A 22477-nucleotide genomic window follows, 5' to 3' on the forward strand; every position below is an offset into this window, starting at 1 on the left:
GTCCTCAGTGCGTCACGAGCGAGGCCGTGTGGCCGGCGGCCTTGGCGGCGTCGAAGGCGGCCTGCGTGCTCTTCAGCAGCGCGTCCGTGGACGCGGCGAAGGCGTCGAGGACGGGGGCCGGGTGGACCCCGTACCAGATCGTCAGCACGACCAGCGGCGCGAGCAGCGCCACCTCGCGCGGCGACAGGTCGAGGATGGTCTTGAGGCTGGGCTTCTCCAGCGGTCCGAACATCACGCGGGCGAACAACCACAGCGCGTAGCAGGCCGACAGGATCACGCCGCTCGTCGCGATGAAGGCGACCCAGGTGTTTGCCCGGAAGGCGCCCATCAGCGTGAGGAACTCGCCGACGAAACCCGAGGTCCCCGGAAGGCCGACATTGGCCATGGTGAAGACCATGAAGGCCGTCGCGTAGAGCGGCATGCGCTGCGTCAGGCCGCCATAGGCCGCGATCTCGCGTGTATGCATCCGGTCGTAGACGACGCCCACGCACAGGAAGAGCGCGCCCGACACGATGCCGTGGCTCACCATCTGGAACATCGCGCCCTGGATGCCCTGCGGCGTCAGGGTGAACAGGCCCATCGTCACGAAGCCCATGTGCGCCACGGACGAGTAGGCGATGAGCTTCTTGATGTCCTCCTGCATCATCGCCACCAGCGAGGTGTAGACGATGGCGATGACCGACAGCGCGAAGACGAAGGGCGCGAAGTAGGCCGAGGCGTCCGGGAACATCGGGATCGAGAACCGGATGAAGCCGTAGCCGCCCATCTTCAGCAGGATCGCCGCCAGGATGACTGAGCCCGCCGTCGGCGCCTCGACGTGCGCGTCGGGGAGCCAGGTGTGGACCGGCCACATGGGCATCTTCACCGCGAACGAGGCGAAGAAGGCGAGCCACAGCCAGGTCTGCATGCCCTGCGGGAACTTGTGCGCGAGCAGCGTCGGGATGTCCGTCGTGCCGGCGTTCCAGTACATCGCCATCACGGCGACCAGCATGAGCAGCGAGCCGAGCAGCGTGTACAGGAAGAACTTGAAGCTGGCGTAGATGCGCCGCTTGCCGCCCCAGATGCCGATGATGAGGAACATCGGGATGAGGCCGGCCTCGAAGAAGAGGTAGAACAGCACGAGATCCAGCGCGGCGAACACGCCGATCATCAGCGACTCGAGCACGAGGAAGGCGATGAAGTACTCCTTCACGCGCTTCTCGACCGAGACCCACGACGCCACGATGCAGAACGGCATCAGGAACGTCGTCAGCATGATGAAGGGCATCGAGAAGCCGTCGACGCCGAGCTTGAACTTGATCGTGTCGGAGAGCCACGCGCTCTCTTCGACCAGCTGGAAGGCCGGGTTCGCGGGGTCGAACCGGCCCCAGGCAACCAGCGACACCAGGAAGGTGATCACCGTCGTCGCCAGCGAAATCCAGCGGATGTTGGAGAGGCCGGCCGGCGTGTCGGAGCGCGTGACGAGGACGGCAAGCGCGCCGGCGAGCGGGAGGACGAGCAGCCCGGTGAGGAGGTGGCTCAGCATCTCAGTGGGCTCCGCCGAACATGTACCAGGTGACCAGCGCCGCCACGCCGATCAGCATCGCGAAGGCGTAGTGGTAGACGTAGCCGGTCTGCAGCCGCACCACCGCCTGCGTGACGTCGACCACACGGGCCGAGACGCCATCGGGGCCGAGCCCGTCGATGATGGCGCCGTCGCCCTTCTTCCACAGCACGCGGCCGAGCCACTTGGCGGGGCGCACGAAGATCGCGTCGTAGAGTTCGTCGAAGTACCACTTGTTGAGCAGGAAGCGGTACAGGATGGGCTGGCTCTCGGCGAGCTTCACCGGCAGGTCGGGCCGGCGGACGTAGAACAGCCACGAGACGACGAAGCCCAGCACCATCACGATGAAGGGCGAGGCCTTCACCCAGAACGGTGCGTGGTGGATCTCCTCGAGGATGTTGTTCTTCTCGTTGGTGAAGAGCGCCGTCTTCCAGAAGTGCTCGTAGCCCGAGCCGATGAACGAGCCGGAGAAGGCCAGGCCCGCGAACACCGCGCCGATGGCGAGCACGAACAGCGGCACCAGCATGACGAGCGGTGACTCGTGCGGCTCGTGCGCCCCGTGGGCATGGCCATGGTCGCCATGCGCGTGGTCGTCATGGGCGCCGTGCCCGTGAGCGCCATGTCCGTGCGCGTCGTGGCCATGGGCGTCATGCCCGCCCCAGCGCGGCGCGCCGGTGAAGGTCATGAAGAACAGGCGCCACGAGTAGAACGACGTCAGCCCGGCCGTCACCACCAGGAGGACGAAGGCGAAGGGCCCGCCGACCGTGTGGGTCATGAAGGCCGACTCGATGATCGCGTCCTTGGAGAAGAAGCCTGCCGTCAGCGGGAAGCCGGTCAGCGCCAGCGTCCCGACCGCCATCATCGCGGCGGTGATGGGGATCTTCTTCATCAGGCCGCCCATGCGGCGCATGTCCTGCTCGTGGTGCATCGCGTGGATGACCGAGCCGGCGCCCAGGAACAGCAGCGCCTTGAAGAAGGCGTGCGTGAACAGGTGGAACATGCCCGCGCCGTAGGCGCCCGCGCCGAGCGCGACGAACATGTAGCCCAGCTGCGAGCAGGTGGAGTAGGCGATCACCCGCTTGATGTCGTTCTGCACGAGGCCGACCGTGCCGGCGAAGAACGCCGTCGTGGCGCCGACGATGAGCACCACCGACAGCGCCACCGGCGCGAGGTCGAACAGCGGCGAGAGGCGCGACACCATCACGACGCCGGCGGTCACCATGGTGGCGGCGTGGATGAGCGCGGAGACGGGCGTGGGGCCCTCCATCGCGTCCGGCAGCCAGGTGTGCAGCAGGAACTGCGCCGACTTCCCCATCGCGCCCATGAAGAGCAGCAGGCAGGCCAGCGTCAGGGCGTCGAACTCGCCGCCGAGGAAGTGGAAATTCTGGCCCACGAGCTCCGGCGCCTTGGCGAAGATCGCGTCGAACGCGACCGAGCCCGTGAGCACGAAGACGAGGAAGATGCCGAGCGCGAAGCCGAAGTCGCCGACACGGTTGACGATGAAGGCCTTCATCGCGGCGTTCACGGCGGAGGGCTTCGTGTACCAGAAGCCGATCAGCAGGTAGGACGCGAGGCCGACGCCCTCCCAGCCGAAGAACATCTGCACGAGGTTGTCGGCCGTCACCAGCATCAGCATGGCGAAGGTGAACAGCGACAGGTAGGCGAAGAACCGCGGCCGGTGCGGATCCTCGTGCATGTAGCCGATCGAATAGAGGTGGACGAGGGCCGAGACGGTGTTGACGACGATCAGCATCACCGCCGTCAGCGTGTCGACGCGGAAGGCCCAGTCGACCACGAGGTCGCCCGAGACCATCCACTGCGCCACCTGAACGCGCGTGGCGCCGTGTCCGTAACCCACGGTGAAGAACGCGATCCAAGACAGCAGCGCCGCCGCCATCAGCAGCGCGGTGGTGACCACCTCGCTGGCCCGGTCGCCGATGACCCGGCCGAAGAGGCCGGCGATGAGGAAGCCGACGAGCGGCAGGAAGACAATCGCCTGATACATCTCAGATCCCGGTCGGAGCCCCCGACAAACCGAAGGAGCGGTGCGCCAACTCAGCCCTTCATCATGTTGATGTCTTCCACGGCGATGGTGCCGCGGTTGCGGAAGTAGACGACGAGGATCGCCAGCCCGATCGCGGCCTCCGCCGCAGCCACCGTGAGGATCAGCAGCGCGAAGATCTGGCCGACGAGGTCGCCGCCGAAGCTCGAGAACGCCACGAGGTTGATGTTGACGGAGAGCAGGATGAGCTCGACCGACATCAGGATGACGATGACGTTCTTGCGGTTGATGAAGATGCCGAACACGCCGATCGTGAAGATGATCGCCGCGACGGTGAGGTAGTGGGACAGGCCGATGATCATCGCGTCGCTCCTCACACGCCCTGCCGGAACGGCACTTTCTTGACTTCCATGGCGGTCGCCTTGGTGCGCGCGACCTGCTGGGCGATGTCCTGCCGCTTCACGCCGGGCTTGTGGCGGAGCGTCAGCACGATGGCGCCGATCATGGCGACCAGCAGCACGAGGCCGGCGGCCTGGAAGTAGTAGACGTACTGCGTGTAGAGCACGCGCCCGATCGCCTCGGTGTTGCTGACCAGCGTGCTGCTGGCCGGCGCCGCCACCGTCGCGTGCTTCACCGCGCCCGGCTCCACCACGTAGAACGCCACGACCGCGATCAACTCGACGGCAAGGACGCCGGCAAGGACAGCGCCGAGCGGCAGGTAGCTCTGGAAGCCCTGGCGCAGTTCCGCGAAATCGACGTCGAGCATCATGACGACGAACAGGAAGAGCACCATCACCGCGCCGACGTAGACGACGACGAGGAGCATCGCCAGGAACTCCGCCCCCAGCAGCAGGAACAGGCCGGCGGCGTTCACGAAGGTCAGGATGAGGAACAGCACCGAGTGCACGGGGTTGCGCGCGGCGACGACCATGAAGGCCGAGCCGATCGCAATCGCCGAGAAGAGGTAGAAGAAGGCCGCAGCCACGTTCATCGAGGATGCCCCCGGGCCGCTCCCGCGGCCTCTCGTCCCAGACCGTTCGGGCCCTGCGGCCCTCCCCGTCCATGCCTTGGCCTTCCTTGCGGAAAACCGGTTCAAGTCCCGGGGCCGGCGGCGCCCCCGCGCCGTCGGCCGTCTATAGACCCCGTCACCGGGGCCGACAACCCGACCCGGACCATCCCTTCGTCAGGGCCGTCCGGGCTCCGTCCGCCTCAGCGGTAGGGCGCATCGCGGCCGATGTTGGCCGCGATCTCCCGCTCCCACCGCGCCCCGTTCTCGAGCAGCTTGTCCTTGTCGTAGAACAGCTCCTCGCGGGTCTCGGTGGCGAACTCCATGTTCGGTCCCTCGACGATCGCGTCCACCGGGCAGGCCTCCTGGCAGAAGCCGCAGTAGATGCACTTTGTCATGTCGATGTCGTAGCGCGTCGTCCGGCGCGTGCCGTCGTTGCGACGGGGGCCCGCCTCGATGGTGATCGCCTGCGCCGGGCACACGGCCTCGCACAGCTTGCACGCGATGCAGCGCTCTTCGCCGTTGGGATAGCGCCGCAGGGCGTGCTCGCCCCGGAAGCGCGGCGACGTCTGGCCGCGCTCATAGGGGTAGTTCAGCGTGGCCTTCGGCTTGAAGAAATAGCGCATCGACAGCACGAAGGCCTCGACGAACTCCTTCAGCAGCAGCGATTTCGCGGCCTGTTCGAGCCTCATCGTTCCATTCCCCGTGGCGTCATGCGCCCCACCTCATCCCCCTGCGACCGTTACCCCGAGGAGGTAGCCGATCACCGGAAACGCTCCGATCGTGAGCACGAACAGCACGCCCCGGAGGATCCGGATGCGGCGCTCGAACTCGTCCTTCTCCTGCGGCGTCTGCGAGCGGTCGAGCTTGCGCAGGCGCCCGACCACCACGCCGCTGACGACGCGGTAGTCGATCCAGCCGAGGCCCAGTCCCACCGCGGCTCCGACGAGCCCCGCGATCGAGACGCCGGCCACGGCGTCAGAACCTTCCGCCCCAGCCGGTCAGCTGGAGCACCGACGCCACGATCACGACCATGGCGAGCGACAGGGGCAGGAACACCTTCCAGCCCAGCCGCATCAGCTGGTCGTAGCGGTAGCGGGGCACGAAGGCCTTCACCATGGCGAACATGAAGAAGACCAGGCACATCTTGAGGACGAACCAGACGATCCCCGGCACCCAGTTGAAGGGCGGGATGTCGAACGGCGGCAGCCATCCCCCGAGGAACAGTATCGTCATCAGCGCGCACATGGTCATGATCGCCACGTACTCGCCGAGCATGAAAAGCAGGTAGGGGGTCGAGGAGTACTCGACCATGAAGCCCGCCACGAGTTCGGATTCGGCCTCAGGCAGGTCGAAGGGCGGGCGGTTCGTCTCGGCCAGGGCCGAGATGAAGAACACGACGAACATCGGGAACAGCGGCAGCCAGTACCACCCGAACATCCCGAAGCGACCGTCCTGTGCCTTGACGATGTCGGTCAGGTTCAGGGAACCGACGCACAGCAGCACGGTGATGATCACGAAGCCGATGGAGACCTCGTAGGACACCATCTGCGCCGCCGAGCGAAGCGACCCGAGGAACGGGTACTTCGAGTTCGAGGCCCAGCCGCCCATGATGATGCCGTACACGCCAAGCGACGAGATGGCGAAGATGTAGAGGATGCCGACGTTGATGTCGGCGATCGCCCAGCCCTCGTTCACGGGGATCACCGCCCAGGCGGCGAGCGCCAGCACCGTCGTGACCAGCGGGGCGAGCAGGAAGACGCCCTTGTTGGCGCCGGCCGGGATCACCGGCTCCTTGATCACGAACTTCAGCAGGTCGGCGAAGGACTGCAGCAGGCCCCACGGGCCGACGACGTTCGGGCCGCGGCGCAGCTGCACGGCCGCCCAGATCTTGCGGTCGGCAAGCAGGATGTAGGCGATGAAGACCAGCAGCGCGGCGATGAGCAGCAGGCTCTTCGCCACGGTGATCAGCAGGATCCACGCCCAGCTGGCGGTTGCGGCTTCCATCATCGCTCTCCCGTCACTCGGCGGCCTGGGCCACGCGGCCCTTCGCCAGCGCCGAGCACTCGGCCATGATCGCCGAGGCACGGGCGATCGGGTTCGTCAGGTAAAGGTCGTCCACCGCCGGTGCGAACGCCGCCCGGTCGGGCGTGCCGCCCGCCGCCGCCAGCGCCTCCAGCGCGGCCGCGTCCGCCGGCTCGACACGGTCGAGCGCCGCGGTCGAGGGATGGGCGGCATAGAGCGCGGCGCGCAGCTGCTGCAGCGAATCGAAGGGAAGGCGCTTGCCGAGCCCGTCCGACAGCGCCCGCAGGATGGCCCAGTCCTCGCGCGCATCGCCCGGCGGGAAGCCGGCGCGGTTGGCGAGCTGCGCCCGGCCCTCGGTGTTGACGTAGGTGCCCGACTTCTCGGTATAGGCGGCGCCGGGCAGGATCACGTCGGCGCGGTGCGCGCCGCGGTCGCCGTGGGTGCCCTGGTAGACGACGAAGGCGCCCGGCGCGACGTCGATCTCGTCGGCCCCGAGCAGGTAGACGACGTCAAGCGCACCCGCCTTCGCCATCGCTGCGGCGTCGAGACCACCCTCCCCAGGCACCACGCCGAGGTCGAGCGCACCGACGCGCGAGGCGGCGGTGTGCAGCACCGCGAAACCGTTCCAGCCGTCCTTCACGGCGCCGACCGCCAGCGCAGCGCGCGCCGCGAGCGACAGCGCCGCCTCGCCGTCCGGCCGCGTCAGGGCGCCCTGGCCGACGATGACGAGCGGGCGCTTGGCGTTCTTCAGGGTGGCTGCAAAAGGGTGCGAGCCGTCGGCGATCGCCGCCAGCGTCTCGGGCCCCGCGCCGAGCATCTCGACGTCGTAGGTCAGGTCCGCCGGGACGCCGATGGAGCCGACCGGCAGCGGGCCCATGCGCCAGCGCTTGCGGATGCGGGCGTTGAGAACCGGGGCCTCGCGGCGCGGGTTGGTCCCGACAAGGAGAACCGCGTCCGCGTCCTCGATCCCGAGAATCGTCGGGTTGAAGAGGTAAGTGGCCCGGCCGAACTTCGGATGGAGCTTGGTGCCGTCCTGGCGCGCGTCGATGTTCTTCACTCCGAGCGCCTTCGCGAGTTCGCGCAGGGCGTAGAGCTCCTCGACCGAGGCGAGGTCGCCAGCGATGAAGCCGGTGCGCGCCGGTCCGGCTGCCTTCACCTTCGCCGCGACGGCGGCGAAGGCCTCGCCCCAGGAGGCGGGCCGCAGCTTGCCGTCGACGCGGACATAGGGCCGATCGAGGCGCTGGGTCTTGAGGCCGTCCCACACGAAGCGGGTCTTGTCGGAGATCCACTCCTCGTTCACCGCCTCGTTGAGGCGGGGCAGGATGCGCATCACCTCGCGACCACGGGCGTCGACGCGGATCGCGCAGCCGACGGCGTCCATCACGTCGACCGACTCGGTCTTGGAGAGCTCCCAAGGCCGGGCGCGGAAGGCGTAGGGCTTCGACGTCAGGGCGCCCACCGGGCACAGGTCGATGACGTTGCCCTGCAACTCGGAAGTCATCGCGTTCTCGAGGTAGGAGGTGATCTCCATGTCCTCGCCGCGGCCGATGGCGCCGAGGTCCGGCACGCCGGCCACCTCGGTGGTGAAGCGGACGCAGCGCGTGCACTGGATGCAGCGGTTCATCTGCGTCTTGACCAGCGGGCCGATGTACTTGTCCTCGACGGCGCGCTTGTTCTCGGCAAAGCGCGACGTGTCGACGCCGTAGGCCATCGCCTGGTCCTGCAGGTCGCACTCGCCGCCCTGGTCGCAGATCGGGCAGTCCAGCGGGTGGTTGATGAGGAGAAACTCCATCACCCCTTCCCGCGCCTTCTTCACCATCGGCGAGTTGGTGGCGACGACCGGCGGCTCCCCGTTGGGGCCGGGACGGCAGTCACGGACGGCCCATGCACAGGACGCGACGGGCTTCGGGCCGCCCTTCACCTCGACGAGGCACATCCGGCAGTTGCCGGCGATCGAGAGGCGCTCGTGGAAGCAGAAGCGCGGGATCTCGGCGCCCGCCTCCTCGCACGCCTGGAGCAGCGTGTACTCCGGCGGGACGTCAACCTCGATGCCGTCGACGATGATCCTGGCCATCGGTCTCTCTCGTTCACTCGGCCGCGACGCGGACCGGTTCGGAATGCGGGTTCGCGGCGTAGTCGTCGATCCGCTTCTCGATCTCGTGGCGGAAATGCCGGATCAGGCCCTGCACCGGCCACGCAGCCGCGTCGCCGAGCGCGCAGATGGTGTGGCCCTCGACCTGCGTCGTGACCTCCAGCAGCATGTCGATCTCGCGCTTCTGGGCGCGGCCCTCGGCCATGCGGCTCAGCACGCGCCACATCCAGCCGGTGCCCTCGCGGCACGGCGTGCACTGGCCGCAGCTCTCGTGCTTGTAGAAGTACGAGATGCGGGCGATGGCGCGGACGATGTCCGTCGACTTGTCCATCACGATCACCGCCGCCGTGCCGAGGCCCGACCGCAGGTTGCGCAATGTGTCGAAGTCCATGTGGGCGTCGATGATCTGCTCGGCGGGGACGCAGGGCACCGACGAGCCGCCCGGGATCACCGCCAGCAGGTTGTCCCAGCCGCCGCGGATGCCGCCGCAGTGGGTGTCGATCAGCTCGCGGAAGGTCAGGCCCATCGCCTCTTCCACGTTGCACGGCTTGTTCACGTGGCCGGAGACGCAGAAGAGCTTGGTGCCCACGTTGTTGGGACGGCCGATGCCGGCGAACCACGCCGCGCCGCGGCGCAGGATAGTGCCTGCGACGGCGATCGACTCGACGTTGTTCACGGTCGTCGGACAGCCGTAGAGGCCCATGTTGGCCGGGAACGGCGGCTTCAGCCGCGGCATGCCCTTCTTGCCCTCGAGGCTCTCGAGCAGCGCCGTCTCCTCGCCGCAGATGTAGGCGCCGGCGCCGTGGGCGACGTAGATGTCGAAGGGCCAGCCGTGGACGTTGTCCTTGCCGACGAGCCTGGCGTCATACGCCTCGTCGACGGCGCGCTGCAGGGCCTCGCGCTCCGCGATGTATTCGCCGCGGATGTAGATGTAGCAGGCGTGCGCACCCATCGCGAAGGACGCGATCAGGCACCCCTCGATCAGGAGATGCGGATCGTGCCGCATGATCTCCCGGTCCTTGCAGGTGCCGGGCTCGGACTCGTCGGCGTTGACGACGAGGTAATGAGGCCGCCCGTCCGACTGCTTCGGCATGAAGGACCACTTCAGGCCCGTCGGGAAGCCGGCGCCGCCGCGGCCGCGCAGCCCCGACTTCTTCATCTCGTCGACGATCCAGTCGCGGCCCTTGTCGATGAGGATCTTCGTGCCGTCCCACGCGCCGCGCATCTGCGCGGCCTTCAGCCCCGGCGAGTGGAAGCCGTAGAGGTTGGTGAAGATGCGGTCCCTGTCGTGCAGCATGTCCGCTCAGTCCTTCGCCGTGGGCTTGTCGCCGATCTTGCTGTCCGGCCGCCAGCCGGAGGCGAGCTTGCCCGCCTGCTCGATCCACTTGTCGCGCACCGCCCGGCCGCGGAAGGCGCCGAGGTTCTGGTCGACCCAGCGCAGGTTCATCTCGTTCCACGCCGCGATCTGGGAGAAGTGAAACACGCCCATCTTGTGCAGCATCTCGGCGAGCTTGGGCCCGACACCCCAGATGAGCTCAAGGTCGTCCGCCTTGCCGCCTTCCGGAGCGGCGAGAAGCACCGGCTTGTGCTCGTCGGAAACCGGCGCGGGAGCCGCGTCGGCGGCGGGCTTCGACACCGTGCTCTTGGTCGGGTCGGCTGCCGCCGCCGCGGCAGACGGAGCGACGGGCGGCTTGCCGTCGGCCACCCGGGCCGCCGGGGTGTCGGCGGCCTTGAGCCCGGCCGTGTCGTCGGACGGCTTGCCTGGCTTAGGCGTTTCCGCCGCCGCAGCGGCGGCCGCGCGGTCGGCGGCCTCCTTCTCGGCCGCTGCCTTGGCCGCCGCCTCTTTCGCCTTCGCCTCTTCCTCGGCGAAGCGCTTCTTCCACGCCCCGACGACCGAGCCGTCGTAGAGGGCGGGATCCTGCAGCGTCTTCACCGCGTCATGGGGCTCGGACGCGTGGCGGCCGTTCTGCGGGCCCTTCTTCACGGGCCGGCCGGCGGCGAGGTCGTCGAGGAGCTTGTTGAAGCTCTCCGGCGTCAGGTCCTCGTAATAGTCGTTATTGATCTGCACCATCGGCGCGTTGCAGCACGAGCCGAGGCATTCCACCTCCAGCCACGAGAAGTTGCCGTCGGCGGAAACGTGGCGCTGCGGGCCGATGCGGCTCTCGCACACCTTGATGATGTCCTCGGCGCCGCGCAGGCGGCACGGCGTCGTGCCGCAGAGCTGGACGAAGAACTTCCCGACCGGCTCGAGGTTGAACATCGTGTAGAAGGTGGCGACCTCCAGCACGCGGATGTAGGGCATCGACAGCATGCGCGCGACGTACTCGATGGCCGCCTTCGGCACCCAGTAGTCGTGCTGCTCCTGCGCCCGCCACAGCAGCGGGATCACGGCCGAGGCCTGCCGGCCCTCCGGATAGCGGGCGATCACCATCCGCGCCCAGGCGAGGTTCTCGGGCGTGAATTCGAAGCTCGGGGGCTGGATGGCCTCGGCGGCCAGGCGTCTCACTGACATGTCGTCCTCATTCCGTCCCGGCGGCGCGCGCTCACCGGTCCACCTCGCCGAACACGATGTCGAGCGAGCCCAGCACGGCGGAGACGTCCGCCAGCATGTGCCCGCGGCACAGGTGGTCCATCGCCTGCAGGTGCGCGAAGCCCGGGGCGCGGATCTTGGCGCGGTAGGGCTTGTTCGTCCCGTCGGCGACGAGATAGACGCCGAACTCGCCCTTGGGCGCCTCGACCGCGGCGTAGACCTCGCCCTGCGGGACGTGGAAGCCTTCAGTGTACAGCTTGAAGTGGTGGATGAGCGCCTCCATCGAGCGCTTCATCTCGCCGCGCTTGGGCGGCACGATCTTGCCGTCCGTGGCGTTGACCGGCCCCTGCCCTTCCGGCGAGCGCAGCTTCTCGAGGCACTGCTTCATGATGCGGATGGACTGCCGCATCTCCTCCATGCGGATGCAGTAGCGGTCGTAGCAGTCGCCGTTCTTGCCGATCGGGATGTCGAAATCGAACTCCTCGTAGCACTCGTAGGGCTGCGACTTGCGCAGGTCCCACGCCGCGCCGGAACCGCGCACCATGACGCCCGAGAAGCCCCAGGCCCACGCCTCGTCCAGCGGCACCACGCCGATATCGACGTTGCGCTGCTTGAAGATGCGGTTGTCGGTCAGCAGGCCCTCGAGGTCGTCGCAGACCTTCAGGAACGGGTCGCAGAAGTTCCAGATGTCGTCGACGAGCTTGGGCGCGAGGTCCTGGTGGACGCCGCCCGGCCTGAAGTAGGCCGCGTGCATGCGCGAGCCCGAGGCGTGCTCGTAGAAGATCATCAGCTTCTCGCGCTCCTCGAACCCCCACAGCGGCGGGGTGAGAGCGCCGACGTCCATCGCCTGCGTCGTGACGTTGAGCAGGTGCGAAAGCAGCCGCCCGATCTCCGAATAGAGCACGCGGATGAGCTGCGCCCTTTTCGGCACCGTGATGCCGACGAGCTTCTCGACCGCGAGGCACCAGGCATGCTCCTGGTTCATCGGCGCGACGTAGTCGAGCCGATCGAAATAAGGCAGCGCCTGCAGGTAGGTCTTGGCCTCGATCAGCTTCTCGGTGCCCCGGTGGAGGAGCCCGATGTGCGGGTCGACGCGCTCGACCACCTCGCCGTCGAGTTCCAGCACGAGCCGGAGAACGCCATGCGCCGCGGGATGCTGCGGCCCGAAGTTGATGGAGAAGTTGCGGATCTGCTGCTCGGTCATGGTCGCCTCCGCCCTCAGGCCTTCGCCTTCTCGTCGCCGGGCAGCACGTAGTCCGTGCCCTCCCACGGCGAGAGGAAGTCGAACTGGCGGAACTCCTGGGTGAGGCGCACGGGCTCGTAGACCACGCGCTTCTGCTCGTCGTCGTAGCGGACCTCGACGAAGCCGGTCAGCGGGAAGTCCTTGCGCAGCGGATGCCCCTCGAAGCCGTAGTCGGTGAGGATGCGGCGCAGGTCCGGATGGCCGGAGAAGAGGATGCCGTAGAGGTCGTAGGCCTCGCGCTCGAACCAGTTCGAGGCCGGGAAGACCGGGATCGTCGAGGGAACAGCGGTGACTTCGTCGGTCTGCACCGTGACCCGCACGCGCCGGTTGTACTTCGGCGACAGCAGGTGCCAGACGACGTCGAATCGCTTCTCGCGACCGGGATAGTCCACGCCGCACTGGTCGATGAAGTTGACGAACAGGAAGCGCGGGTCGTCGCGCAGGATCGTCAGCGCCTCGACGATCCGGTCGGAGACGACCTCGACCGTGAGTTCACCGAAGGCGACCTTGTGGCCGACGAACGCGCTGCCGAGCGCGGTCCCGATGGTGTTGCCGAGCGCTTCGAGCGTCTCGTCCATGGCCGGCCTTCTCCATTCCGGGGCGCCGCGGCGGATCCGCGGGCGGTGGGCTTCGCGGCGCGAGCCGCGGGGAACGTTCCAAGCAGGCCCGAGGGCCCGCGCGGGGTGCCGGGCGGCCGCGGAGGCGGTCGCTCAGCGCTCGATGGTGCCGGTCCGGCGGATCTTCTTCTGCAGAAGCAGCACGCCGTAGAGCAGCGCCTCCGCGGTCGGGGGGCAGCCGGGCACGTAGACGTCGATCGGCACGATGCGGTCGCAGCCGCGCACCACCGAGTACGAGTAGTGGTAGTAGCCGCCGCCGTTGGCGCACGAGCCCATGGAGATGACGTAGCGCGGCTCCGGCATCTGGTCGTAGACCTTGCGCAGGGCCGGGGCCATCTTGTTGGTCAGCGTGCCGGCGACGATCATCACGTCGGACTGGCGCGGCGAGGCGCGCGGCGCGAAGCCGAAGCGCTCGGCGTCGTAGCGCGGCATCGACATCTGCATCATCTCGACCGCGCAGCAGGCGAGGCCGAACGTCATCCACATCAGCGAGCCGGTGCGCGCCCACTGGATGAGGTCGTCGGTCGAGGTGACGAGGAAGCCCTTGTCCGCCAGCTCGGCGTTGACGTCGGAGAAGAACGGATCGTTCGCGCCGACGGGCTTGCCCGTGGCGGGATCGATGATGCCGCGCGGGGCCGGGGCCACCAGCGTTCCGGGCTGACCGGCGCTCAGTCCCATTCCAGCGCTCCCTTCTTCCACTCGTACACGAACCCGATCGTCAGGACGCCGAGGAACGTCATCATCGACCAGAAGCCGAAGGCGCCCGCCTCGTGGAACGCCACGGCCCACGGGAACAGGAAGGCGACCTCGAGGTCGAAGATGATGAAGAGGATCGACACCAGGTAGAACCGGATGTCGAACTTCATGCGGGCGTCGTCGAAGGCGTTGAAGCCGCACTCGTAGGCGGACACCTTCTCGGTGTCGGGCCGCGAGTAGGCGACGACGAAGGGCGCCACCAGGAGGGCGATGCCGATCAGTCCCGACACGCCGATGAAGATGACCAGCGGCAGGTAGTCGCTCAAGAGTTGGGGCATGATGCCTTCCCCCACGTCGACGGGTCCCCACCCGCCGTGACCGATTTCTCGGTCCTAGTCCCCCGAAGTGCGCCTGCCGGGATCGTCCGAGCCGGAAAAACGTGAAAATCCGCGCGGTTTTGCCCGTTCAAGCAAGTCGCGGGAGGCTTATCCCAGCGCCACGGCGAGCGCAAGACGGTAGGCCGTCGCACGACCTTTGGATGAGGAACGGACCATCGCCGTCCCCCGGCGATCTGCCCTTGCGTTCGCACACCGTCCCGTGGCCCTCTCGGGGCATCGGGAACCGTCCAGCAAACCGTGACCGGGCAAGGCACGGCGGGCGGGCACGCCATCAGGGAGCGAGGCGCAGACATGGGCAACAGGATCGACGTTCAAGGGCGGGTGGCCGCCGTCACGGGCGCGGCGCAGGGTATCGGCCATGCGGTTGCCGCGCGGCTGCTCGAATCAGGCGCGACGGTCGCGCTCTGGGACCGGGACGCAGCGTTGCTGGAGGAAGCCGCCGTCGAACTGGGCCGCATCGGCCCCGTCACGACGGTCGTCTACGAGCAGGACGACGCCGAAAGCGTCGCGGCTGCCGCCGCAGCGACGCTCAAGGCCCACGGCCGGATCGAGATCCTGGTCAACAACGCCGGAATCTCCGGCCCCACAATGCCGGTGGTCGACTATCCGGTCGCCGAATGGCGGCGGATCGTCGACATCGATCTCAACGGCGTCTTCTACTGCTGCCGCGCCGTCGTGCCGGCCATGATCGCCCAGAAGTACGGGCGCATCGTCAACGTCGCCTCCATCGCCGGCAAGGAGGGCAATCCCAATGCCGCCGCCTACTCGGCCGCGAAGGCCGGCGTGATCGCGCTGACGAAGTCGCTCGGGAAGGAACTCGCGGCGCACGACATCGCCGTCAACTGCGTGACCCCCGCGGCCGCCAAGACCAAGATCTTCGACCAGATCAGCCAGCAGCACATCGACTACATGCTGTCGCGCATCCCTCGCGGGCGCTTCCTGAAGGTCGACGAGGCCGCCGCCATGATCGCGTGGCTCTGCTCGGCCGACAATTCCTTCACGACCGGCGCGGTGTTTGACCTGTCGGGCGGCCGCGCGACGTACTGACGCCCGAACGGCGAAGGGGCGGCCGTTCGACCGCCCCCTCCCCTTTGGATTGCCCGGGCTCAGTTGCCGCGCGTCACGCGCGCATCCGCCCCGCCCAGGAAGCCGGACAGCATCCGGCCGAGCGACGGCGCCTCGCGCGCCGGGCCGGGTGCAGTTCCAGGGCTGGCGACGTTGACGTCGACGTCGACGACCGCGGCAATCGCTGCGCGCAGGGCCGACGGCGAGAACGGCTTCGGAAGGAAGCTGCTGGCGCCCAGCCCGCGGGCCCGGTCCATCACGGAAGCCGAGGCGTGGGCGGAGACCACCACGACCGGCACCCGAGGGTGCGTCACCCGCGCGGACTGGAGGAACGCCTCGCCGCTCATGGGCTCCATGCACCAGTCGCAGAGGACGAGATCGTAGGACTTGCCGGCCATCAGCCGCAGCGCCTCCTCGCCGTCGCGGGCGTGGTCGACGGCCGTGACGCCGAGCTGCTGCAGGATGTTGGTGATGATGCGCCGCATGGTGGCGTAATCGTCCACCACGAGCACCTGAAGTGTATCGATGACCTTGCTCATGCCATCCCTCGTCGAAGCGCTGGCTTCGCAGTTCCGCCTGCTGTCGGTTCTAGACGGCGATAGGATAATTACCAGTATACTTGACCGGCAGCTTGGCAACGGCATTAACCGGCAGTAAAGAACGATTGTTTCCTGCCGTTCTGACAAACATCAACGTCAACGCCGCTTCGAGGCAATGCTTCCGGGTCGCTGGCTGGCGGTTTCCCGGAAGCCCCGGTCAAGCGCCGAATGAAGCGGCGGGAGCGTTCCGCCGGCGCGCTGTGGACACCGGGCACAAGCGCCCCGCGCCATCGACCGCCGCCCCTACGCGTGGCACATGTCGCGCCCCTTCCGGTGCTATCCTGACCGACCAACCGCCGAGCGATTCGACCGCCGACCATGGCCTATTCCTTCGCGACCGTTCAGCAGCCCGAGCCGCAGTACCGCACGGCACCGCACAACATCGAGGCGGAGCAGGCGCTGCTCGGCGCCATCCTCGTCAACAATGACGCGTTCTACCGGGTTTCCGACTTCCTGGAGCCGGAGCATTTCTCGGAGGACGTGCACCGGCGCATTTACGAGGTGAGCCAGTCGCTGATCCGCAGCGGCAAGATCGCCACCCCGATCACGCTCAAGACCTTCCTCGGCGACCAGGATCTCGGCGGCGTCACCGTCTCCCAGTACCTCGCGCGCCTTGCGGCCGAGGCGACGACCGTCATCAACGCCGAGGACTACGGCCGGACGATCTACGACCTCGCGATGCGCCGCCAGCTCATCGTCATCGGCGAGGACATGGTGAACCTCGCCTATGACGCACCGGTGGACGAGCCGCCACGCAAGCAGATCGAGGACGCGGAGCGGCGGCTCTACGAACTTGCCGAGCGCGGTCGCTACGAGGGCGGCTTCCAGACCTTCTCGACCGCGCTGCGCGGCGCCATCGACATGGCGGCGGAGGCCTTCAAGCGCGACCGGAAGCTCTCCGGCATCTCGACCGGCCTCAGCGACCTCGACCGCATGATGGGCGGCCTGCAGCCCTCCGACCTCGTGATCCTCGCGGCCCGCCCGGCCATGGGCAAGACGTCGCTCGTCACGAACATCGCCTTCAACGTGGCCAAGGCCTATGTGGGCGAGCGGCAGCCCGACGGCTCCATCAAGCGCCTCGACGGCGGAATCGTCGGCTTCTTCTCGCTGGAAATGTCGTCCGAGCAGCTCGCCACCCGCATCGTGGCCGAGCAGTCGGGCGTCGCGTCCTACAAGATCCGCCGCGGCGAGATCTCCGACCAGGACTTCACCCGCGTGGCGGATGCCGCGCGCGAGATGGAGCGCATCCCGTTCTACATCGACCAGACCGGCGGCATCTCGATCGCCCAGCTGACGGCCCGCGCCCGTCGCCTCAAGCGGCAGAAGGGCCTCGACCTGCTGGTCGTCGACTACCTCCAGCTCCTCTCCGGTTCGTCGAAGAAGAGCGACAATCGCGTGCAGGAGCTCACCGAGATCACCACCGGGCTGAAGGCGCTGGCCAAGGAGCTCTCCGTCCCGATCATCGCCCTCTCGCAGCTGTCGCGCCAGGTCGAGAACCGCGACGACAAGCGCCCCCAGCTCTCCGACCTGCGTGAATCGGGCTCGATCGAGCAGGACGCCGACGTGGTGCTCTTCATCTACCGCGAGGAGTACTACCTGAAGAACAAGGAGCCAAAGCCCGGCACCGAGGAGCATTTCAAGTGGCAGGCCGAGATGGAGCAGGTCCACGGCCGCGCCGAGGTAATCATCGGCAAGCAGCGCCACGGGCCGACCGGCACGGTGCCGCTGCACTTCGACGCAGACATCACGCGCTTCTCCAATCTCGCCCGCGAGGACGGGCTGCCGGAGCGGATGTGACGGCCGGCCCCCATCCGGGCGAGGCGCCGGCAACCGTCACGATCGACGCCGGGGCACTGGCAGGCAATTGGCGGTTGCTCGCGCGCCGGGCCGGGACCGCCGAGACGGCCGCGGTGGTGAAGGCCGATGCCTACGGAACGGGGATCGGCGTTGCGGTGCCTGCCCTGCGGTCTGCCGGATGCCGGACATTCTTCGTCGCCCATGCCGGCGAGGGACGCGCCGTCCGGGCCGCCGCTCCGGATGCGGTCGTCTACGTCCTGAACGGGCTGCTGCCCGGCATGGCGCCGGAACTCGCGGCCCACGGCCTGCGGCCGGTGCTTGGCTCGCTGGCCGAGATCGAGGAGTGGAACGCCCATGCCGTTGCCGGCCGCGTTGCTCCGGAGGCCGCCATCCATGTCGATACCGGCATGAACCGGCTGGGCCTCTCGGTAGACGAAACGGCCGAGATCGCGCGGCGGCTGCCTTCGCTCGCCGTCCGCCCAAGCCTGCTGATGAGCCATTTCGTCGAGAGCGAGGTGCCGGGCTCCGCCGTCACGGCGCGGCAGGTGCGGGACTTCGCGGCGCTCCGCCCGCTTTTCCCCGGCGTCCCCGGAAGCCTGTCCAACTCCTCCGGACTGTTCTGCAATCCGGCCGCCTTCCACGACCTCGTCCGCCCCGGCTACGCGCTCTATGGCGGGAATCCGACGCCGGGGCGCCCAAACCCGATGCGTCCGGTCGTGTCCCTGACGGCCCGCATCGTTCAGGTGCGCGACGTCCAGGCCGGCGACACCGTCGGCTACAACGGCCAGTGGACGGCGCCCGGCCCTCGCCGGCTCGCGACGATTTCGGTGGGCTATGCCGACGGCTACCCCCGCGCGGCCTCGGCCCGGGACGGTCAGCCGGGCGGCGAGGCCGTGGTCGGCGGGGTGCGCTGCCCCCTTGCCGGGAGAGTCTCGATGGATCTCATCGTGCTCGACGTGAGCGAAGCGCCCTCGGACGCCGTCCGCCGCGGGGCGCCCGTGCAACTCATTGGCGAAACGCTGACGGTGGACGAGGTGGGCGCCCGGGCCGGGACCATCGGCTACGAGATTCTCACGGGCCTTGGCCGGCGCTACGCGCGGACGGTGGCGGGGGCCTGATGGCGAAGAGGACGCTCAGCTTCGTCTGCCAGAACTGCGGTGCGGTCTACAATCGCTGGCAGGGGCGTTGCGACGCCTGCGGCGAGTGGAACAGCATGGTGGAGGAGGCCTCCGGTCCTCCCCCGCCGGGTGGCGGACCGGCGCCGCGCGCCGGGGCAAGGGGCCGCGGGCGCGTGTTCCGCCTCGAAGGCCTCGTCGGCGAGCAGAACGACGCGCCGCGCATCCCCTCCGGCATCGCCGAACTCGATCGCGTCACGGGCGGGGGCTTCGTGCGCGGGTCGGTGATCCTGCTCGGGGGCGACCCCGGCATCGGCAAGTCCACGCTGCTGACGCAGGCCTGCGCCGCGCTCGGCCGGCAGGGCCACCGAGTCGTCTATATCTCTGGCGAGGAAGCGACCGGCCAGGTCCGCCTGAGGGCCGAGCGGCTCGGTCTGAGCCAGGCCAACGTCGAGCTCGCCGCCGAGACGAGCGTGGAGGACATCGTCGCGACGCTTTCGCAGGGCGAGCCTCCGCGCCTGCTGGTGATCGACTCGATCCAGACGATGTGGACCGACACGGTCGAGGCCGCGCCGGGGACGGTGACGCAGGTGCGGGCCTCGGCGCAGATCCTCATCCGCTACGCCAAGACGACCGGGGCGGCCGTCATTCTCGTCGGCCATGTCACCAAGGACGGGCAGATCGCCGGGCCACGGGTCGTCGAACACATGGTCGACGCGGTGGTGTCGTTCGAGGGCGACGGTGCGCACCAGTTCCGCATCCTGCGTGCGGTGAAGAACCGTTTCGGCCCCACCGACGAGATCGGCGTGTTCGAAATGACCGGGCTCGGCCTCTCGGAGGTCGCCAACCCCTCGGCCCTCTTCCTGGCCGGCCGCGACACCGGCTCGGCCGGCACCGCCGTCTTCGCTGCCATGGAGGGCACGCGGCCGCTGCTGGTCGAGTTCCAGGCGCTGGTGGCGCCGACGGCGCTCGGCACGCCGCGGCGGGCCGTCGTGGGGTGGGATCCGAGCCGTTTGTCGATGGTCATCGCCGTGCTCGAGGCCCATGCGGGGCTCAAGCTCGGCCAGCACGACGTCTACCTGAACGTCGCGGGCGGCCTGCGAATCAGCGAGCCCGCCGGCGACGTGGCCGCCGCGGCGGCGCTCGTCTCGTCGCTGGCCGGGGCGCCGCTGCCGGCGGACAGGGTCTACATGGGCGAACTCGCGCTCACCGGGGCGCTTCGCCCCGTCAGCCAGGGCGCGGCGCGCCTCAAGGAGGCGGCGAAGCTCGGTTTCCGCGCGGCCACGGTGCCGCGCGCCGGGCTCGAAGGTATCGGCAAGCCGCCCATAGCCATCGACCCCGCCGGCGACGTCACCGAACTCGTCGCCGCCGTCGCGGCACGCGGGAGTGGACGAAAGGGCTAGGAACGGCTCAAAGCGGGTGACGCCACACGTCCGCGTGGCTATAAGTCTCGCGAAACGGACCTGAGCCGGGATCTCATGAATCAGCTGCCGGTTACTGCACTCGATCTCGTCGTCCTGGGCGTGATCCTGATCTCCGCCCTGCTCGCCGCGGTCCGTGGCTTCACGCGCGAAGTGCTCGCCATCGCATCCTGGGTGATCGCCGCCGCCGCCGCCTACACGCTGCACCCGGCCGTCCTGCCCTACGCGAAGGAGTACATCCCGAACGCACAGCTGGCGCTGGCCGCTGCCATCGCCGCCGTGTTCCTCGGAACGCTCGTGATCGTCTCGTTCATCACGGTGAAGCTCTCCGACCTGATCCTGGACTCCAAGATCGGCGCGCTCGACCGCACGCTCGGGTTCCTCTTCGGTGCCGCCCGCGGCCTGCTGATCGCGGTCATCGCGTTCGTCTTCTTCGACAAGCTCGTCGGCGAGAAGCAGCAGCCGGAATGGGTGCGGCAGGCGAAGCTGCGCCCCGTGCTGCAGGAGACCGGCAACCAGATCATCGCGCTGCTGCCCGACGATCCCGAGGGCTTCATCGCCAAGTGGAAGAACCGGAACCGGAACCAGGGCGACCCGGGCGAGCCCTCGACGGCCCCGGCCGCGCCTGCGGCTCCGGGCACGCCGGCGCCGCCGGCCGGACAGAAAAGAACGGACAACGGCCCAGTTTCGCCCTACAAGGCGGCGGACCAGCAGGCGCTGCGCCAGCTCGCCGGCGCCAATCCGGCCCGGAGCCAGTGACCCGCGCCGGTCCGCCGGCGTTGATGATCCGCCCCGCGGGGCCATATGAGGCTGCGATGACAGAGCGCGACGGCTCGGCCGGCACCCTTGCGCGTGGGATGGACCCGATGGACCTCGACCTGACCCTCGACGGCGACCGCCTCCGAGAGGAGTGCGGTGTCTTCGGCGTTTACGGCCATCCGGAGGCCGCGGCCGTCACCGCCCTCGGGCTTCACGCTCTCCAGCACCGCGGTCAGGAGGCGGCGGGCATCGTCAGCTTCGACGGGCGGCGGTTCCAGTCGGAGCGGGCGCTCGGGCTTGTTGGCGACACCTTCTCGGATCCGCAGACGATCGCGCGGCTCAAGGGTGAAAACGCCATCGGCCACGTCCGCTACTCGACCACGGGCGAGACGATCCTGCGCAACGTGCAGCCGCTTTTCGCAGAGCTCGAAGGCGGCGGCTTCGCGGTGGCGCACAACGGCAACCTGACGAACGGCCTCACGCTGCGCCGCCAGCTGGTGCGCGACGGCGCCATCTTCCAGGCCACCTCCGACACGGAGGTGATCCTCCACCTCGTCGCGCGCAGCCGGAAGAACCGCTTCATCGACCGCTTCATCGACGCGCTGCGCCAGGTCGAGGGCGCCTATGCCTTCGTCGGCCTGACCAACAAGAAGCTCGTCGGCGCCCGCGATCCCCTCGGCATCCGGCCGCTGGTGCTGGGCGACCTCGACGGCCACCCGATCCTCGCCTCCGAGACCTGCGCGCTCGACATCATCGGTGCCCGCTTCGTGCGCGACGTCGAGAACGGCGAGATCGTGATCTGCTCGGAAGACGGGATCGAGTCGATCAAGCCGTTCGGCAACCAGCCGATGCGGCCCTGCATCTTCGAGTACATCTACTTTGCCCGGCCGGATTCCATCGTCCACGGCCGGCCCGTCTACGACCTGCGCAAGCGCATGGGCGCCGAGCTCGCCGCCGAGTCCCCCGTCGACGCCGACGTGGTGATCCCGGTGCCGGATTCCGGCGTGCCGGCGGCTCTCGGCTTCGCGCAGGCGGCGGGGCTACCCTACGAGCTGGGCATCATCCGCAACCACTATGTCGGGCGCACCTTCATCCAGCCGACGCAGTCCCATCGCGAATCCGGCGTGCGGATGAAGCACAGCGCCAACCGCTCGGTCGTCGCCGGCAAGCGGATCGTCCTGATCGACGATTCCATCGTGCGCGGCACGACCTCGGTGAAGATCGTGCAGATGATGCGCGACGCGGGGGCCAGCGAGGTGCATTTCCGCATCTCCAGCCCGCCGATCACCCACCCGGACTACTACGGCATCGACACGCCCGAGCGCGACAAGCTGCTGGCCGCGACGCACACGCTCGAAGAGATGCGTGCCTACATCGGCTGCGACAGCCTCGCATTCCTCTCCGTGGACGGCATCTACCGCGCCATGGGCGAGAAGGGACGCAACCCGCTGCGCCCGCAGTTCACCGACCACTGCTTCACGGGGGACTATCCCACGCCCGTGGCCGACCTGATCGGCGAGGGTCCGAAGCAGCTCTCCATCCTCGCCGAAGTGGGATGATCCTGCCGTC

General features: G+C 68.5%; 21 protein-coding genes. 6 read left to right on the forward strand and 15 right to left on the reverse strand.

Features of this window, described 5'->3' with window-relative positions; translation table 11 throughout:
* Positions 1-4: 4 nt before the first annotated feature.
* The 14 genes from ACX9GQ_RS19810 to ACX9GQ_RS19875 form a co-directional block, all read right to left on the reverse strand.
* The gene (locus tag ACX9GQ_RS19810; RefSeq protein ID WP_459631314.1) at positions 5-1525 is read right to left on the reverse strand and encodes an NADH-quinone oxidoreductase subunit M; all 1521 of its coding nucleotides are present in this window, start codon (positions 1523-1525) and stop codon (positions 5-7) included.
* 1 nt (position 1526) lies between these two features.
* Entirely contained in the window at positions 1527-3548 is a 2022-nt protein-coding gene (nuoL, locus tag ACX9GQ_RS19815; protein ID WP_459631315.1) for an NADH-quinone oxidoreductase subunit L, read from the reverse strand.
* A gap of 50 nt (positions 3549-3598) precedes the next feature.
* Positions 3599-3907: an NADH-quinone oxidoreductase subunit NuoK gene (gene nuoK, locus ACX9GQ_RS19820; protein WP_459631316.1), complete on the reverse strand. Its 309-nt coding sequence runs from the start codon at positions 3905-3907 to the stop codon at positions 3599-3601.
* 11 nt (positions 3908-3918) lie between these two features.
* A complete protein-coding gene (locus ACX9GQ_RS19825) occupies positions 3919-4536 on the reverse strand; it encodes an NADH-quinone oxidoreductase subunit J (protein WP_459631317.1) in 618 nt (205 codons plus the stop codon).
* Positions 4537-4754: 218 nt separating this feature from the next.
* On the reverse strand, positions 4755-5243 hold the full coding sequence (nuoI, locus tag ACX9GQ_RS19830) for an NADH-quinone oxidoreductase subunit NuoI (RefSeq protein WP_459631318.1): 489 nt from the start codon (positions 5241-5243) through the stop codon (positions 4755-4757).
* A 33-nt stretch (positions 5244-5276) separates the two neighbouring features.
* Entirely contained in the window at positions 5277-5525 is a 249-nt protein-coding gene (locus ACX9GQ_RS19835) for a hypothetical protein (RefSeq protein ID WP_459631319.1), read from the reverse strand.
* Positions 5526-5529: 4 nt separating this feature from the next.
* On the reverse strand, positions 5530-6558 hold the full coding sequence (gene nuoH / locus ACX9GQ_RS19840) for an NADH-quinone oxidoreductase subunit NuoH (RefSeq protein WP_459631320.1): 1029 nt from the start codon (positions 6556-6558) through the stop codon (positions 5530-5532).
* A 13-nt stretch (positions 6559-6571) separates the two neighbouring features.
* Positions 6572-8650 (reverse strand): NADH-quinone oxidoreductase subunit NuoG, encoded by a 2079-nt coding sequence (gene nuoG, locus ACX9GQ_RS19845; protein WP_459631321.1) that lies wholly within the window; start codon positions 8648-8650, stop codon positions 6572-6574.
* 13 nt (positions 8651-8663) lie between these two features.
* A complete protein-coding gene (gene nuoF, locus ACX9GQ_RS19850; protein WP_459631322.1) occupies positions 8664-9965 on the reverse strand; it encodes an NADH-quinone oxidoreductase subunit NuoF in 1302 nt (433 codons plus the stop codon).
* 6 nt (positions 9966-9971) lie between these two features.
* Positions 9972-11180: an NADH-quinone oxidoreductase subunit NuoE gene (gene nuoE / locus ACX9GQ_RS19855; RefSeq protein ID WP_459631323.1), complete on the reverse strand. Its 1209-nt coding sequence runs from the start codon at positions 11178-11180 to the stop codon at positions 9972-9974.
* A 31-nt stretch (positions 11181-11211) separates the two neighbouring features.
* Entirely contained in the window at positions 11212-12402 is a 1191-nt protein-coding gene (locus tag ACX9GQ_RS19860; RefSeq protein ID WP_459631324.1) for an NADH-quinone oxidoreductase subunit D, read from the reverse strand.
* A gap of 14 nt (positions 12403-12416) precedes the next feature.
* Entirely contained in the window at positions 12417-13019 is a 603-nt protein-coding gene (locus ACX9GQ_RS19865; RefSeq protein ID WP_459631325.1) for an NADH-quinone oxidoreductase subunit C, read from the reverse strand.
* A 132-nt stretch (positions 13020-13151) separates the two neighbouring features.
* On the reverse strand, positions 13152-13736 hold the full coding sequence (locus ACX9GQ_RS19870) for a NuoB/complex I 20 kDa subunit family protein (protein WP_459631326.1): 585 nt from the start codon (positions 13734-13736) through the stop codon (positions 13152-13154).
* Positions 13727-14092 carry an NADH-quinone oxidoreductase subunit A gene (locus ACX9GQ_RS19875; protein ID WP_459631327.1) on the reverse strand — a complete coding sequence of 122 codons (366 nt, stop codon included), beginning with the start codon at positions 14090-14092 and terminating at the stop codon, positions 13727-13729. The genes ACX9GQ_RS19870 and ACX9GQ_RS19875 overlap by 10 nt, the downstream gene beginning before the upstream one ends.
* A gap of 351 nt (positions 14093-14443) precedes the next feature.
* Between ACX9GQ_RS19875 and ACX9GQ_RS19880 the strand changes: the two genes are divergently transcribed.
* Complete coding sequence (locus tag ACX9GQ_RS19880; RefSeq protein WP_459631328.1) at positions 14444-15199, forward strand: SDR family NAD(P)-dependent oxidoreductase; 756 nt, start codon at positions 14444-14446, stop codon at positions 15197-15199.
* Between the two features lie 59 nt (positions 15200-15258).
* On the opposite strand, the gene ACX9GQ_RS19885 is transcribed toward ACX9GQ_RS19880, so the two are convergent.
* Positions 15259-15756: a response regulator gene (locus ACX9GQ_RS19885; protein ID WP_459631329.1), complete on the reverse strand. Its 498-nt coding sequence runs from the start codon at positions 15754-15756 to the stop codon at positions 15259-15261.
* Positions 15757-16134: 378 nt separating this feature from the next.
* Here ACX9GQ_RS19885 and ACX9GQ_RS19890 point away from each other — a divergent pair, with 378 nt between their 5' ends.
* From ACX9GQ_RS19890 to purF, 5 genes are all read left to right on the forward strand, one after another.
* Positions 16135-17613, forward strand: a complete 1479-nt coding sequence (locus tag ACX9GQ_RS19890) for a replicative DNA helicase (RefSeq protein WP_459631330.1) — start codon at positions 16135-16137, stop codon at positions 17611-17613.
* Positions 17610-18731, forward strand: a complete 1122-nt coding sequence (gene alr / locus ACX9GQ_RS19895; RefSeq protein WP_459631331.1) for an alanine racemase — start codon at positions 17610-17612, stop codon at positions 18729-18731. Before ACX9GQ_RS19890 ends, alr begins: the two co-directional genes overlap by 4 nt.
* Complete coding sequence (gene radA / locus ACX9GQ_RS19900) at positions 18731-20131, forward strand: DNA repair protein RadA (RefSeq protein ID WP_459631332.1); 1401 nt, start codon at positions 18731-18733, stop codon at positions 20129-20131. The genes alr and radA overlap by 1 nt, the downstream gene beginning before the upstream one ends.
* 84 nt (positions 20132-20215) lie before the next feature.
* The gene (locus ACX9GQ_RS19905; RefSeq protein WP_459631344.1) at positions 20216-20908 is read left to right on the forward strand and encodes a CvpA family protein; all 693 of its coding nucleotides are present in this window, start codon (positions 20216-20218) and stop codon (positions 20906-20908) included.
* Between the two features lie 98 nt (positions 20909-21006).
* On the forward strand, positions 21007-22467 hold the full coding sequence (gene purF / locus ACX9GQ_RS19910) for an amidophosphoribosyltransferase (RefSeq protein ID WP_459631345.1): 1461 nt from the start codon (positions 21007-21009) through the stop codon (positions 22465-22467).
* Positions 22468-22477 lie beyond the last annotated feature (10 nt).

This window comes from Alsobacter sp. R-9 (assembly GCF_054612375.1).

Excerpts from the sequence above, each read along its gene's own strand:
- ACX9GQ_RS19885 (WP_459631329.1), bottom strand. The coding sequence starts at position 15,756 with ATGAGCAAGGTCATCGATACACTTCAGGTGCTCGTGGTGGACGATTAC.
- nuoH (WP_459631320.1), bottom strand. The coding sequence starts at position 6,558 with ATGGAAGCCGCAACCGCCAGCTGGGCGTGGATCCTGCTGATCACCGTG.
- nuoG (WP_459631321.1), bottom strand. The coding sequence starts at position 8,650 with ATGGCCAGGATCATCGTCGACGGCATCGAGGTTGACGTCCCGCCGGAG.
- purF (WP_459631345.1), top strand. The coding sequence starts at position 21,007 with ATGGACCCGATGGACCTCGACCTGACCCTCGACGGCGACCGCCTCCGA.
- ACX9GQ_RS19875 (WP_459631327.1), bottom strand. The coding sequence starts at position 14,092 with ATGCCCCAACTCTTGAGCGACTACCTGCCGCTGGTCATCTTCATCGGC.
- nuoI (WP_459631318.1), bottom strand. The coding sequence starts at position 5,243 with ATGAGGCTCGAACAGGCCGCGAAATCGCTGCTGCTGAAGGAGTTCGTC.
- nuoL (WP_459631315.1), bottom strand. The coding sequence starts at position 3,548 with ATGTATCAGGCGATTGTCTTCCTGCCGCTCGTCGGCTTCCTCATCGCC.
- nuoE (WP_459631323.1), bottom strand. The coding sequence starts at position 11,180 with ATGTCAGTGAGACGCCTGGCCGCCGAGGCCATCCAGCCCCCGAGCTTC.
- ACX9GQ_RS19860 (WP_459631324.1), bottom strand. The coding sequence starts at position 12,402 with ATGACCGAGCAGCAGATCCGCAACTTCTCCATCAACTTCGGGCCGCAG.
- ACX9GQ_RS19810 (WP_459631314.1), bottom strand. The coding sequence starts at position 1,525 with ATGCTGAGCCACCTCCTCACCGGGCTGCTCGTCCTCCCGCTCGCCGGC.
- radA (WP_459631332.1), top strand. The coding sequence starts at position 18,731 with ATGGCGAAGAGGACGCTCAGCTTCGTCTGCCAGAACTGCGGTGCGGTC.
- ACX9GQ_RS19870 (WP_459631326.1), bottom strand. The coding sequence starts at position 13,736 with ATGGGACTGAGCGCCGGTCAGCCCGGAACGCTGGTGGCCCCGGCCCCG.
- nuoK (WP_459631316.1), bottom strand. The coding sequence starts at position 3,907 with ATGATCATCGGCCTGTCCCACTACCTCACCGTCGCGGCGATCATCTTC.
- ACX9GQ_RS19825 (WP_459631317.1), bottom strand. The coding sequence starts at position 4,536 with ATGAACGTGGCTGCGGCCTTCTTCTACCTCTTCTCGGCGATTGCGATC.
- ACX9GQ_RS19890 (WP_459631330.1), top strand. The coding sequence starts at position 16,135 with ATGGCCTATTCCTTCGCGACCGTTCAGCAGCCCGAGCCGCAGTACCGC.
- ACX9GQ_RS19865 (WP_459631325.1), bottom strand. The coding sequence starts at position 13,019 with ATGGACGAGACGCTCGAAGCGCTCGGCAACACCATCGGGACCGCGCTC.
- ACX9GQ_RS19880 (WP_459631328.1), top strand. The coding sequence starts at position 14,444 with ATGGGCAACAGGATCGACGTTCAAGGGCGGGTGGCCGCCGTCACGGGC.
- nuoF (WP_459631322.1), bottom strand. The coding sequence starts at position 9,965 with ATGCTGCACGACAGGGACCGCATCTTCACCAACCTCTACGGCTTCCAC.